This is a genomic window from Mesorhizobium sp. PAMC28654 (assembly GCF_020616515.1).
Lineage (GTDB): Bacteria > Pseudomonadota > Alphaproteobacteria > Rhizobiales > Rhizobiaceae > Mesorhizobium.
Window position 1 is genome coordinate 6,464,888 of the sequence record NZ_CP085135.1, and the last position, 12,846, is coordinate 6,477,733.

The window sequence follows — 12,846 nt, forward strand, 5'->3', positions numbered from 1 at the left end:
TCTGTCAGTTGCCGCACTGCTTCAACTGCACGGCGTAGTCCTGCGCCATCTTTTCGGTGGCTCGCGCATAGCCCTGCACACCGGCGTCACCTCGATTGCCGCGGCCGTAGGCGGTCCAGCCGAGATAGTAGGCCAGGTAGAGATTGTAGGTGTCGTTGCGGGCGACGCCATAGGTGTCGGCGGTCTTGGAATGATACCAGCCGACGAAGTCGACGGCATCGGCGAATTTGGTGCGCCGCGCCGCCCAGTTGCCGGTTTCGCTCTGATATTGCGACCAGGTGCCATCCAGCGCCTGCGAGAAGCCGGTGGCGCTGGAAACATGCTTCCACGGAATGAAGCCCAGAAGCTTGGTGCGTGGCGGCCGGGCATTGCTCTTGAAGCCGGATTCCTTGCGCACCGTTGCCATCAGCACGGGAACCGGCACGCCGTATTTCTGCTGCGTGCGTTCGGCCGCCGACTGCCAATTGTCGAACCAGCCGTCATTCTGGTCGAAGACGGCGCAGACATTGTTGATATGGCTTGGCGCCGTGGCGCAGGCCGACAGCGCCAGCAGTACGGAAACCGCGACAATTTTACTAAAACTCGACCTACGCATTGGGACAGCTTTAGGCCGAAAACATAAAGGGAATCTTTCCGCGTCCGTTAACGCTGACGGGGCGCTTCGGCTTTGGCGGATCGATGAAGAGTATTTCGACGCCTTGTGTCGCTTTTGCTTTATCCGTCTCGAAAATATGCCGCCTTGGCTAAAATCACGCCCGCAAATGGCGAATTCCTGACAGCCCGATCATCACGCCGGGGCTTTGATGTCCGCATGAATGAACCCAGACGCAAGCGCGGCGCCGAGCGCACCAGCAACAGGGGGCCATCGGCCATCCCGCAATTGCCGCCGCGACGCGTGACCAATCCCTATCCGCCGATGGCGATGCTGTCGGCCGACCAGATCGAGGCGATCCACCAGGCCTCGATGCACATATTGGAGAATTTCGGCATCGAGGTGATGAGCCCGCGCGCGCTCGCGCTGTTCGAGAAAGCCGGCGCCAGGGTCGATCATGCGACGGCGAATGTCCGCATCGATCGCGGCCTGGTCACTGAAGCGCTAAAGACCACGCGCTCCAGCTATACGCTGACACCGCGCAATCCGGCCAACACCGTTCATCTCGGCGGCAACACCATCAATTTCACGCTGGTCGCCGGGCCGCCCAATGTGCACGACATCGAACGCGGCCGCCGCGCTGGAAACCTCCGCGACTATGCGGACCTGACCCGGCTGGCGCAGCATTTCAACTGCATCCACATGCTTGGCAACCAGGTCTGTGCGCCGGTGGAACTGCCGGCGAATTCCCGTCATCTCGACACCTATTTCGCCAATCTGACGCTCACCGACAAGAGTTTCCACGTCTCGGCGATCGGCCGGGGCAGGGCGCTGGACGGCATCGAGATGATGGCGATTTCACGCGGGCTGACGCTGGACCAGATGGCGGATGATCCCGGCATCACCACCATCATTTCCGTCAACTCGCCGCGCCGTTTCGACGAGATGATGGCAGAGGGGTTGATGACCATGGCCGAGTTCGGCCAGTCGGTGGCGGTGACGCCGTTCACGCTGATGGGGGCGATGAGCCCGGTGACGCTGGCCGGTGCGTTGGCGCAGCAGAACGCCGAGGCGCTGTTCGGCGTGGTGCTGACGCAGCTTGTGCGGCCAGGCGCGCCGGTCATGTATGGCGCCTTCACCTCCAATGTCGACATGAAGTCGGGCGCGCCGGCCTTCGGCACGCCGGAGAACACCAAGGCCAACGTCGCTTCCGGGCAACTGGCGCGGCGCTACCGGCTGCCCTACCGCACGACGCCCGGCTCGGCCTCCAACGCCGCCGACGCGCAAGGCGCCTATGAGACGCTGATGGCGCTGTGGGGCGCGGTGCTTGGCCACGGCAATCTCGTCTACCACGCCGCCGGCTGGCAGGAGGGCGGGCTGACGGCGTCGTTCGAAAAATTCATCATCGATGTCGAGATGATCCAGCACATGATGGAGTTCCTGCGCCCGATCGAGGTCAACGAGGCCGAGCTTGCCGTCGAGGCGCTGGGTGCCGTGCCGACAGGTGGTCACTTCTTTGGCGAGCCGCACACGCTGGAGCGCTACGCCACGGCGTTCTACCAGCCGATGCTGTCCAACTGGCAGAATTACGAGGCCTGGCAGGAAGCCGGCGGTCTTGATGCCACGGCGCGGGCGACGCGGCTGTGGAAGAAGGCGCTGGAAGACTATGTCGAGCCGGTGATGGATATAGCCGTGCGCGAGGCGCTGGAGGCTTACATGGCCAAGCGCCGGGAAGCGATCGGGCAGGGCGAGCCGTGATGATGGCAGGTCTGCGCGCGTGCACCCCCCTCTGTCCTGCCGGACATCTCCCCCTCAAGGGGGGAGATTGGCTGTCACGTCTTCCTTCGCCAATCACCGACTTTGAAAAGAGATCGGCGGCGCATCTGCTGCTGATCTCCCCCCTTGAGGGGGAGATGTCCGGCAGGACAGAAGGGGGCGGCTTGGCTCCTCCCATCCCGATTCATCTCCCCCATCCAACTCACTGAAATAACGAGAAGAACCCATGAAATCGCATGCAAAGGTCGTGGTCATCGGCGGCGGTGTCGTCGGATGCTCGGTGCTGTTCCATCTCGCCCGCCACGGCTGGACCGACGTGGTGCTGCTGGAACGCGACGAACTGACGTCCGGCTCGACCTGGCACGCGGCCGGCGGCATGCACACCATCAATGGCGATCCCAATGTCGCCAAGCTGCAGAAATACACGATCTCGCTCTACAAGGAGATCGAGGAACTGTCGGGACAGGCGACAGGTGTGCACCTGACCGGCGGCGTGCTGCTGGCGGCGACCGAGGCGCGGCTCGACTGGCTGCGCGGCGTCGTCGCCAAGGGTCGCTATCTCGGCATCGACCTCGAGGAGATCTCACCCAAAGAGGCGGCGGAACTGATGCCGCTGCTCGACCCCAAGCAGTTCGTTGGCGCCGTCAGAAACACCGAGGACGGCCATCTCGATCCGTCCGGCGTCACCCATGCCTATGCCAAGGCGGCGCGCAAGCTGGGCGCCGAGGTCGAACGCTTCTCCAAGGTCGAGGACATCGTGCGGCGCCCTGACGGAATGTGGCGCGTCATCACCAACAAGGGCGAGGTGGTGGCCGAGCATGTCGTCAATGCCGGCGGCCTGTGGGCGCGCGAGGTCGGCCGCATGGTCGGCCTGGAACTGCCGGTGCTGGCCATGGAGCACATGTACCTGATCACCGAGGACATGCCGGAGGTCGCCGCCTGGAACGCCAAGACCGGCACGGAGATCATCCATGCGGTCGATTTCGACGGTGAGCTCTATCTGCGCCAGGAGCGCGGCGGCATGCTGATGGGGACCTATGAGAAGGCCAACAAGCCGTGGTCCGAATACCAGACGCCGTGGAACTTCGGCCATGAATTGCTGGAGCCGGACATTGATCGCATCGCGCCGTCGCTGGAGGTTGGTTTCCGGCATTTCCCGGCGTTCCAGAACACCGGCATCAAGCAGATCATCAACGGCCCCTTCACCTTCGCGCCGGACGGCAACCCGCTGGTCGGGCCGGTGCGCGGCCTGCCTGGTTTCTGGGTGGCCTGCGGCGTCATGGCCGGTTTTTCACAGGGCGGCGGCGTCGGGCTGGCACTGTCCAACTGGATGATCGAGGGCGATCCCGGCGCCGACATCTGGGCCATGGATGTCGCGCGCTATGGCGACTGGGCGACGATGGCCTACACCAATGCCAAGGTGCGCGAGAACTATTCGCGGCGGTTTTCGATCCGCTTCCCCAATGAGGAGTTGCCCGCCGGGCGGCCGCTGAAGACGAGCCCATATACGATTTGTTGTCGGCGGAGGGAGCGCAGTTTGGCGTTGCCTACGGGCTTGAGGTGCCGCTGTGGTACGCACCCGAAGGCGTCAAGGACGAGTTCTCCTGGCGGCGTTCCAGCGATTTCACCCAGGTTGCGAAGGAGGTCGCGACTGTTCGCGAAGGTGTCGGCCTGTCGGAGATTTCGAGCTTCGCCAAATACAAGGTGACGGGCGAGGGCGCGGCGGCATGGCTCGACCGGATGCTGGCCTGCAAACTGCCGAAGCCCGGCCGCATGACGCTGGCGCCGATGCTGAAGGAAGACGGCAGGCTGATCGGCGATTTCACGCTGGCCAATCTCGGTGATGAAGGCTGGTTCCTGGCCGGCTCCGGCATTGCCGAGCAGTATCATATGCGCTGGTTCGAGAAGCATTTTCCAGACGATGGCTCGGTCCGCGTCGAGGCGCTCGGCGCCAAGCTTACGGGCCTGTCGATTGCCGGACCCAAAGCGCGCGATGTGCTGGCAAAGGTCACGCGCTCGGACGTGTCCAATGCTGTATTTCCGTTCATGGCCATCGGCCGGATGGATATTGGCATGGCGCCGTGCCTAGTCGGCCGCGTCAGCTACACCGGCGATCTCGGCTACGAGATCTGGGTGGCGCCGGAATATCAGCGCGCTGCCTATCAGGCTCTGATGGCCGCGGGCGCGGAATTCTGCATCGGCCTGTTCGGCTCGCGTGCGCTCAACGCGCTGCGGCTGGAAAAGAATTATGGCTCATGGGGACGCGAATACCGGCCGATCTACGGGCCGCTCGAAGCCGGGCTCGACCGCTTCGTCGCCTATGGCAAGGAGGCGGATTTCGTCGGCAAGGCGGCAGCGCTGGCCGAGCGCAAGCAGGGCGGCAAGCTGCGCCTGCGTGCCTTCATCGTCGAGACGCAAGATGCCGATGTCATCGGCGACGAGCCGATCTGGTTCGGTGGCGCGGTGCGCGGCTGGGTGACATCTGGCGGTTACGCGCATCATTCGAAAAAATCGGTCGCCTTGGGCTATGTGCCGAAGGAGATCGCGGAGGAGAGTGAAGGTTTCGAGATCGAGCTTCTCGGCAAGCGTCACGCAGCGCGTATGCAGGCGGCGCCGCTGTTTGATGCCAATTTCGAACGGATGCGTGGCTAGCAAGGCGAGGCTGCTGGCCTACTTCCGCTGGCAGCCTTTCGGTATGATGTCGCGGCGTGGCAAGAGGCCCGCGATGCTTGCAGGTCCGCCATGCCCGATGTCTATTCGCAGATCACAGCCGCCGATCCGGCGGTTGTCGCCGTGCTCGTCAACGCCATGGAAGTGCGGGCCGCCGATCCGCGCCTGAAGGCGATCCGCCGGGATTTCATCTCAAAGGTTGATTTTCCCGAAAAGGCGCGTGTGCTGGAAGTCGGCTGCGGCTCTGGGCCGGTATGCCGCTAACTGGCGCGCTGGCCAGGGGTCGGCGAGGTGGTCGGCATCGACCCGTCACCGATATTCCTGGCCAAGGCGAGGGAGCTTGGCTCTTCTATTCCCAATCTCAGCTTCGTCGAGGGCGATGCGCGCGACTTGCCGCTGGAAGACCATTCGTTCGATGTGGTCGTCTTCCATACCTGCCTGACCCACGTGCCCGGCCCAGAAAAAGCCCTGGTCGAAGCGCTGCGCGTGCTACGCCCCGGTGGCTTGCTGGCTGTCTTCGACGGCGATTACGCAACCGCGACCGTCGCCACCGGCGATCATGATCCGCTGCAGGATTGCGTCGAGGCCGCGGTGGGGGCCCCTGGTCCATGACCGCTGGCTGACGCGCCGGCTGCCGCTGCTGGCTGCATCAGGAGGGTTTGTCGTCGAGACCTTCGAAAGCTACGGCTATGCCCAGACCACCGATGTCGATTACATGCTGACGCTGGTAGACCGAGGTGCCGACATCCTTGCCGGTGAGAAGCGACTCGATACAGCACTCGCCGACGGATTGAAGCAAGCGGCGCGACGGCGCGTCGAGGCCGGCGCGTTTTTCGGCTTCATCGCCTTCGCCGGCGTGGTTGCGCGCAAGACGGCGTGAAGATTTGATACAGCCGTTTACGAGGCGCCGCGGTTGTCCAGCGCGAAGGCGCCGGCGCCGGCAAACACCAGATAGAGGAAGATGAAGCAGAAGGAGACCGCCGCATCGCCGCTGTTGTTGACTGGGAAGAAGCTGTGCGGCATGTGCGCCATGAAGTAGGCGATCGCCATTTCGCCGGCCAGAAGAAACGCGACCGGCCGGGTGAACAGCCCCGCGCCAGCAGGATGCCGCCGGCGAATTCGAGGATGCCCGCCGTCAGCGACAGGCTGGCGAGAGCATGGGGTTGTGCGGCCACAGGGAAATTGAACAGTTTCTGGGAGCCGTGTTCGATGAACTGCAGCGCGGTCATGATGCGCAGAACGCCAAGGGCCTGAGGCTGGTATCTCGAAAGGCTTTCGAAAAGCTTCATCTAAAACTCCATTTACCTCTCCCGGACCGGCCATAGATTATCGCCCGGCAATGGACCATTCACTTCCCCCGGCGTGCCATCAACAATCGGTGATTGGAAATGTCTCGGGTCCGGCCATATTCACTCTCCTTAGGGTTGCAATATTACCGTTATGGTTGTATCCTTGTTTGGATGTTCAAACCATACGAGTTCCCTTTGTCATGAAAAAAGTCGTCATGAGCTTGCTCGCAATCCTTGCAGGCACCGGCTTCGCCAAGGCGGCCGATGCCGGCTGTGCTGCTTTCAAATGGCCGGTTACACGCGAGCAGGCACTGTTTGCCGCGGCGCCAGCCGCGCAGCCTGGCGTCTTCCTGGCGGTCGGCGAGGCTGCCGATGTAACATTGGTTCCGGTCGACACGATCAGCTTCACTGTTCCGCCGCAGCGCGCGCCGGCAGCCGGCACGTTCGGTGCGACAGCAAACGTGGCAGTGCCGCCTGAAGGAGAACTGCAGATAAGCCTCTCCGGTGAGGCCTGGATCGATGTCGTCCAAGACGACCGTACGACGAAGTCGGTAGGGTATAGCGCTGCAAAAACCTGCGCCGGCATTCGCAAGAGCATTCGTTTCAAGCTGTCGGCCGGTCCGGCTACCATTCAACTCAGTGGCGCGAAGGACCGGAGCATCAAGGTCGCGGTGCTGGCGCCGGAATGAATCCCGGACGTCTCTCTCATCGCACCGGGCGGCGCGATGAGATTTACCCAAGATAGGGTCGGTTCAGCGTACCGGCGCCAGAAGCGCGAAATGCGCGCCTTGCGGGTCCTGGCACTGGACGATCCACTGGCCGGTCGGAACCTCCATCGGGCCCATCAGCACCTTGCCGCTATTGTCGGTGACGCGCTTGGCTGCCGCATCGATGCCCTCGACGTTGAAATAGAACTGCCAGACGGGGACGGGGATCTGCGCGGGCTTGTTCATCATGCCGCCGCCGGATTCAGGGCCGGCCGTGAAGATCAGGTAGATGCCCATCTCGCCCATGTCGAATTCACTGGACTTGGCCCAGCCGAACTCACTGGCATAGAAATCGAAGGCGGCCTTCCAGTCGCTTGTGAAAAGTTCATGCCAGCCGATATGGCCGGGGGTGGTTGCCGGCACCGCCGGCTGGTCCGGACCGTTGGGCTGCAGGAACATGAACGTCGCGCCTTGCGGATCGGCGACCACGGCGAAGCGGCCGACGCCGGGGATGTCGTCGGGGTCGCGATGCACCGCGCCGCCGGCCTTCTTCAGGGATTGCGTCGAGGCATCGATGTCCTTGGTGTGGATGTAGCCGATCCAGGCCGGCAGCATGCCCATCTTGGTGGCGTCTTCCGGCATGGTCATCAGCCCGCCGACGCCGCGATCACCTGCATTGACCACGATGTAGCGGGGCATGCCGGGCGCCTTGTCGAAGGCTTCAGCCTTCCAGCCGACGACGGCTGTGTAGAACGCCTCGGCGGCATCGAGATCGGTGGTCATCAACTCATACCAGAAGAAGGGCATCGGGGACTTCGGCATTGTCGGGCTCCTCACGTTTCCAGTTGTCGATCGGGGGTTCGATCCATCCTAGGACGATCTTCGCGACGGAAATCCGACATTGGCCGGGAAAATCCAACGGCCGGCCGCCGGTTCGTTCCGCGCTTCGGAGCGCTTGCGGCTAGGCGTGGTGCTCAACGGGTGGTCACATCCACGCAACTATGGCTTCACGAGCAATTACCTCAACCGTGCATTCGAGACTGAGCAATAGAAAATGCGAACAGTCTTCTGCCGGACCCGGGATTGATCGCAACCAGTGCGAGTTCTCTACCCGGAGGATGGGCCATCTATAGGAGGCTTGGCTGCCAGAGCCAATCAACGGGACCGAGCTGTCAGCGCGGATGTTGACCAGTCCCCGCATGTCGTCATTAGCTGAAAGGGCTAGCACTCCATGAAAGTCGATCTTGAGGGTCCGTTCGGACGCCTCGACGAAAAAGTCACCTTCGACCGTCAGTTCAAAGTAGTTGTCGGATCGCAGACGCCACACCTGACAGGCAGTCTGAGGTAAATCTTCCAGAGGCTCCCAACGCTGAACAGTCTCCTGATCATTGGTCATCACCTTCTCCTCTTATGCCGCGCACCGTGCTCAAGCGCCTACCATCCGGTGCGCGCTTGGAACAGCTTGTCGCTACTTGGTTGCCTTCATTGGAGGGCAATGGACGGAAAACATGATCATTTTTATCATGTTATTATCGCTATATTTCAATGGCTTAGGCTGAAAATTGACCATTTGATAAAAAAATAAAACGTGCTAGCCTTCCCCAAAACGAAAACAAGGGGAACTGAGAATGCCAGAGGGCCAGTTCAAGGAAGGCATCGCCGGCGGCCGGCTTTCGGCCGACCAGTACGCGGACAATTTTTCCGACCTGCATCCGCCGCTCGATCGTCACGAGGCGCTGGTCGAATCCGACCGCTGCTATTTCTGTTACGACGCGCCGTGCATGAATGCATGCCCGACCTCGATCGACATTCCCCTGTTCATCCGCCAGATCTCGACCGGCAATCCGATTGGTTCGGCCAAGACGATCTTCGACCAGAACATCCTTGGCGGCATGTGCGCCCGCGTCTGCCCCACCGAGACATTGTGCGAGGAAGTCTGCGTGCGCGAGATCGCCGAAGGCAAGCCGGTGCAGATCGGCCGCCTGCAGCGCTACGCCACCGACGTTGCCATGGCCGAGAACAAGCAGTTCTATCAGCGCGCCACGCCGACGGGGAAGACGGTTGCGGTGGTCGGCGCCGGTCCGGCCGGCCTTGCCGCCGCCCATCGGCTCGCCCGCCATGGCCATGAAGTGACCATCCTGGAAGCGCGCCCGAAGGCTGGCGGCCTCAACGAATATGGCATCGCCGCCTACAAGAGCGTCGACAATTTCGCCCAGGCCGAGGTCGACTACGTGACCGCGATCGGTGGCATCGACATCCAGAACGGCAAGGCGCTCGGCCGCGACTACCAGCTCGCCGACCTGATCCGCAATTACGATGCGGTGTTTCTCGGCATGGGGCTTGGCGGCGTCAACGCGCTGCGCGCCGATGGCGAGGACACCGACGGCGTTACCAATGCGGTGGAGTTCATAGCGGAGTTGCGCCAGGCCAGCGATCTGTCCGGCCTGCCCGTTGGCCGGCGTGTCGTTGTCATCGGCGGCGGCATGACCGCGATCGACGCGGCGGTGCAATCAAAACTGCTTGGCGCCGAGGAGGTGACGATCTGCTACCGTCGCGGCCAGGAGCATATGAACGCTTCCGAATTCGAGCAGGATCTGGCCGCCGCCAACGGCGTCACCATCCGCCACTGGCTGCAGCCGAAGCGGGTGATTGCCGAAGGGGGTAAAGTCAGCGCCATCGAAGTCGAATACACAGCCATGAATGGCGACAGACTTGCCGGCACCGGCGAGACACTGACGCTCATTGCCGACCAGGTGTTCAAGGCCATCGGCCAGAGCTTTGTCCCGGCGGCGCTCAATTGCAGTGGCGCATCGATCGACCTCGAAGCCGGCCGCATCAAGGTCGATGCGGAAGGGCGCACGTCGCTGGCCAACGTATGGGCCGGCGGCGACTGCATCTTTGGTGGCGACGACCTGACGGTCTCGGCCGTGGCGCAGGGCCGCGACGCGGCGGAGAGTATCAACAGGAGTCTGACGCAGGGATAAGGATCATGGCCTCGGTGGAACCGGGCATCGCCCGTCACTACGACGTATCGGGTCTGGAGCAGCGGATGATTGCCGCGCTCGCCGATATGGGCGTGGATGTTGCCCATCCGCGCGCCAGCGATCTCGAAGCGGTCGACGAATTCCACATTGGCGGCGTGGCGGCCACCAAGGCATTGGTCGAGCAGATGGGGCTGAAGCCGGCGGTTGAGCTTCTCGATATTGGGTCCGGTGTTGGCGGTCCGGCCCGTTTTGTCGCCAACAGCGCCGGCGTCAACGTCACCGGCATCGACCTGACGCAAAGCTATGTCGATATCGCGACCGGCCTGTCAAAGCGGGTGGGAATGGCTGACAAAACCCGGTTCGTGCAGGGTAGCGCGCTGGAGATGCCATTCGGCAATGCCAGCTTCGACGCTGCGATGATCCTGCATGTCGGCATGAACCTTCCCGACAAGAACAAGCTGATGAGCGAGGCCGCGCGCGTGCTGCGGCCGGGCGGCGTCTTCGCCGTCTATGATGTGATGCGCCTGAAAGACGGAGCGCTGACCTTCCCGTTGCCGTGGGCATCGACCCCGGCGATATCCTTCGTCGCCACACCTGATGACTATCGTTCCGCCGCCGCTGCTTCAGGGTTCTCCGTGATCGCCGAGCGCCCGCGCGGCGCCTTCGCCATCGAGTTCTTTGCCACGATGCGTGGCCGGATGGCCGCCGCGCAAGCGGAAGGCAAGAAGCCACCTCCCGGCGTTGGTCTCATCATGGGCGACGAGGCCCGCACCAAGATCGCCAATCTCACCGCCGCGCTTGAAGGCGGCATTCTTGCACCCGTGGAATTGCTCCTTCGTCTCGGCTGAAAGGGACCTGTCATGGCTGACATCCGCAATAATTTCGTCGGCATCAAATCGCCAAATCCGTTCTGGCTGGCTTCGGCGCCGCCGACCGACAAGGCCTACAATGTCATCCGCGCCTTCAAGGCAGGGTGGGGCGGTGTCGTCTGGAAGACGCTGGGCGAGGAGGGCCCTCCAGTCGTCAACGTCAACGGCCCGCGCTACGGCGCGATCTGGGGCGCCGACCGCCGGCTGCTCGGTCTCAACAACATCGAGTTGATCACCGATCGTGACCTGCAGACCAATCTGCGCGAGATGAAGCAGGTCAAGATGGATTGGCCCGATCGCGCCCTCATCGCCTCGATCATGGTGCCCTGCGAAGAGGAGAGCTGGAAAGCCATCCTGCCGCTGGTCGAGGAGACGGAGGCCGATGGCATCGAGCTCAATTTCGGCTGCCCGCACGGCATGTCGGAGCGCGGCATGGGTGCGGCCGTCGGCCAGGTGCCGGAATATATCGAAATGGTGGTGCGCTGGTGCAAGCAGTACACGCGCATGCCCGTCATCACCAAGCTGACGCCCAACATCACCGACATCCGCAAGCCGGCGCGGGCAGCGCATGCCGGCGGCACCGACGCGGTGTCGCTGATCAACACCATCAACTCGATCACCGGCGTCAATCTCGACAGCTTCGCGCCGGAGCCCACCATCGACGGCAAGGGCTCGCATGGCGGCTATTGCGGACCTGCGGTGAAGCCGATCGCCATGAACATGGTTGCCGAGATCGCGCGTGATCCGGAAACCCGCGGTCTGCCGATATCCGGCATAGGCGGCATCACCACATGGCGCGACGCCGCCGAATTCATGGCGCTCGGCGCCGGCAATGTGCAGGTGTGCACGGCGGCGATGACCTACGGCTTCAAGATCGTGCAGGAGATGATCGCCGGTCTGGAAGACTGGATGGACGAGAAGGGGCATGCCTCGCTCGACGACATCATCGGCCGCGCCACGCCCAACGTCACCGATTGGCAGTATCTCAACCTCAACTACATCGCCAAGGCGCGTATCGACCAGGACGCCTGCATCAAATGCGGCCGCTGCCACATCGCCTGCGAGGACACTTCGCACCAGGCGATCACCAGCATGGTCGACGGCGTCAGGCACTTCGAGGTGATAGAGGCCGAGTGCGTCGGCTGCAATCTGTGCGTCAATGTCTGCCCGGTCGAGAACTGTATCACCATGGAGCCACTGGCGGTTGGCGCGATGGATGAGCGTACCGGCAAGCCAGTGTCGCCGATCTACGCCAATTGGACCACGCATCCGAACAATCCGATGGCCAAGGTGGCTGCGGAGTAGGGGCAGACACTCGAGGAAAAAAGCAGCGTCTTCGGGCGCCGCTTTTTCATTTTCCTATTGCGGATAAAAATTATCCACGATAAAAGATATCCATGAATTGGAGATCAGCACGATGAAGCTAGGCGAGGGGGTTGAAGCGGCCATCCACTGTGCCGCCATGCTGGCCGGCGTGGATGGCAATGCGACCATGCCTGCCGCCGCCATGGCGGAGTCCTTTGGCCTGTCGCCGAGCTATCTTCTGAAGCATCTCAACATGCTGAGCGCGGTGGGCATCCTGGAATCCGTGCCGGGACCAGCGGGCGGCTACCGGTTGGCACAGCCTGCCGAGCGCATCACGCTGCTTGATATCGTGCTGGCCGTCGAAGGGCGCCAGCCAGCCTTTCGGTGTGGCGAGATCCGCCGCAACGGTCCGGTCAAGCTCGATGCGTCAGCCTATGTCAAACCCTGTGGCATCAATGCCGCGATGCTGAAGGCCGAACGCGCCTATCGCGCCGCGCTCGCCGAAACAAAGCTGTCCGACATCGTGGCGAGTTTCAACGCGGACGGCGATCCGAGATCGGTTGCCGCCAGCTGTGCCTTCGTGATGCGCCACCAACGGCCACAGAAATCCAGTTCAATCCCGCAACATCCAAAGCAGACGTGAAAGGACAAGAC

Annotated in this window: 12 protein-coding genes and 2 pseudogenes; 10 read left to right on the forward strand and 4 right to left on the reverse strand. The window is 62.6% G+C overall.

The window, feature by feature from the left end:
• Positions 1-4: 4 nt before the first annotated feature.
• Positions 5-595, reverse strand: coding sequence for a transglycosylase SLT domain-containing protein (locus tag LGH82_RS32015; RefSeq protein WP_227346521.1), 591 nt, complete (start codon positions 593-595; stop codon positions 5-7).
• Between the two features lie 216 nt (positions 596-811).
• Here LGH82_RS32015 and LGH82_RS32020 point away from each other — a divergent pair, with 216 nt between their 5' ends.
• The 5 genes and pseudogenes from LGH82_RS32020 to LGH82_RS32040 all read left to right on the forward strand — a co-directional run bounded on the left by LGH82_RS32020 (position 812) and on the right by LGH82_RS32040 (position 5,918).
• A complete protein-coding gene (locus LGH82_RS32020) occupies positions 812-2,350 on the forward strand; it encodes a trimethylamine methyltransferase family protein (RefSeq protein WP_227346522.1) in 1,539 nt (512 codons plus the stop codon).
• A gap of 244 nt (positions 2,351-2,594) precedes the next feature.
• Positions 2,595-5,020, forward strand: a pseudogene (locus LGH82_RS32025) (GcvT family protein).
• A 90-nt stretch (positions 5,021-5,110) separates the two neighbouring features.
• Entirely contained in the window at positions 5,111-5,302 is a 192-nt protein-coding gene (locus LGH82_RS32030) for a hypothetical protein (RefSeq protein WP_227346523.1), read from the forward strand.
• Positions 5,303-5,650: a class I SAM-dependent methyltransferase gene (locus LGH82_RS32035; protein WP_413771487.1), complete on the forward strand. Its 348-nt coding sequence runs from the start codon at positions 5,303-5,305 to the stop codon at positions 5,648-5,650.
• Entirely contained in the window at positions 5,598-5,918 is a 321-nt protein-coding gene (locus LGH82_RS32040) for a hypothetical protein (RefSeq protein ID WP_227346525.1), read from the forward strand. Before LGH82_RS32035 ends, LGH82_RS32040 begins: the two co-directional genes overlap by 53 nt.
• A 17-nt stretch (positions 5,919-5,935) precedes the next feature.
• Here LGH82_RS32040 and LGH82_RS32045 read toward each other — a convergent pair.
• Positions 5,936-6,327 (reverse strand): annotated as a pseudogene (locus tag LGH82_RS32045) (DoxX family protein).
• 200 nt (positions 6,328-6,527) lie between these two features.
• Here LGH82_RS32045 and LGH82_RS32050 point away from each other — a divergent pair.
• Positions 6,528-7,016, forward strand: a complete 489-nt coding sequence (locus LGH82_RS32050) for a hypothetical protein (RefSeq protein ID WP_227346526.1) — start codon at positions 6,528-6,530, stop codon at positions 7,014-7,016.
• 63 nt (positions 7,017-7,079) lie between these two features.
• Here the strand turns inward: LGH82_RS32050 and LGH82_RS32055 are convergent, their stop codons facing one another.
• Entirely contained in the window at positions 7,080-7,856 is a 777-nt protein-coding gene (locus LGH82_RS32055; RefSeq protein WP_227346527.1) for a VOC family protein, read from the reverse strand.
• Between the two features lie 163 nt (positions 7,857-8,019).
• Positions 8,020-8,430, reverse strand: a complete 411-nt coding sequence (locus LGH82_RS32060; protein ID WP_227346528.1) for a hypothetical protein — start codon at positions 8,428-8,430, stop codon at positions 8,020-8,022.
• A 232-nt stretch (positions 8,431-8,662) separates the two neighbouring features.
• On the opposite strand from LGH82_RS32060, the gene LGH82_RS32065 reads away from it, so the two are divergent.
• The 4 genes from LGH82_RS32065 to LGH82_RS32080 all read left to right on the forward strand — a co-directional run bounded on the left by LGH82_RS32065 (position 8,663) and on the right by LGH82_RS32080 (position 12,835).
• A complete protein-coding gene (locus LGH82_RS32065; RefSeq protein WP_227346529.1) occupies positions 8,663-10,018 on the forward strand; it encodes an NAD(P)-dependent oxidoreductase in 1,356 nt (451 codons plus the stop codon).
• Positions 10,019-10,023: 5 nt separating this feature from the next.
• Complete coding sequence (locus tag LGH82_RS32070) at positions 10,024-10,866, forward strand: class I SAM-dependent methyltransferase (RefSeq protein WP_227346530.1); 843 nt, start codon at positions 10,024-10,026, stop codon at positions 10,864-10,866.
• A 12-nt stretch (positions 10,867-10,878) separates the two neighbouring features.
• Positions 10,879-12,192, forward strand: coding sequence for an NAD-dependent dihydropyrimidine dehydrogenase subunit PreA (gene preA, locus LGH82_RS32075; protein WP_227346531.1), 1,314 nt, complete (start codon positions 10,879-10,881; stop codon positions 12,190-12,192).
• Between the two features lie 112 nt (positions 12,193-12,304).
• On the forward strand, positions 12,305-12,835 hold the full coding sequence (locus tag LGH82_RS32080) for an RrF2 family transcriptional regulator (protein WP_227346532.1): 531 nt from the start codon (positions 12,305-12,307) through the stop codon (positions 12,833-12,835).
• The last annotated feature ends 11 nt before the right edge of the window (positions 12,836-12,846 follow it).

Bases quoted from the DNA above. Each gene is read 5' to 3' on its own strand.
- LGH82_RS32040 (WP_227346525.1), top strand. From the start codon at position 5,598: ATGATCCGCTGCAGGATTGCGTCGAGGCCGCGGTGGGGGCCCCTGGTC.
- LGH82_RS32065 (WP_227346529.1), top strand. From the start codon at position 8,663: ATGCCAGAGGGCCAGTTCAAGGAAGGCATCGCCGGCGGCCGGCTTTCG.
- LGH82_RS32055 (WP_227346527.1), bottom strand. From the start codon at position 7,856: ATGCCGAAGTCCCCGATGCCCTTCTTCTGGTATGAGTTGATGACCACC.
- LGH82_RS32030 (WP_227346523.1), top strand. From the start codon at position 5,111: ATGCCCGATGTCTATTCGCAGATCACAGCCGCCGATCCGGCGGTTGTC.
- preA (WP_227346531.1), top strand. From the start codon at position 10,879: ATGGCTGACATCCGCAATAATTTCGTCGGCATCAAATCGCCAAATCCG.
- LGH82_RS32015 (WP_227346521.1), bottom strand. From the start codon at position 595: ATGCGTAGGTCGAGTTTTAGTAAAATTGTCGCGGTTTCCGTACTGCTG.
- LGH82_RS32020 (WP_227346522.1), top strand. From the start codon at position 812: ATGAATGAACCCAGACGCAAGCGCGGCGCCGAGCGCACCAGCAACAGG.
- LGH82_RS32050 (WP_227346526.1), top strand. From the start codon at position 6,528: ATGAAAAAAGTCGTCATGAGCTTGCTCGCAATCCTTGCAGGCACCGGC.
- LGH82_RS32060 (WP_227346528.1), bottom strand. From the start codon at position 8,430: ATGACCAATGATCAGGAGACTGTTCAGCGTTGGGAGCCTCTGGAAGAT.
- LGH82_RS32070 (WP_227346530.1), top strand. From the start codon at position 10,024: ATGGCCTCGGTGGAACCGGGCATCGCCCGTCACTACGACGTATCGGGT.
- LGH82_RS32080 (WP_227346532.1), top strand. From the start codon at position 12,305: ATGAAGCTAGGCGAGGGGGTTGAAGCGGCCATCCACTGTGCCGCCATG.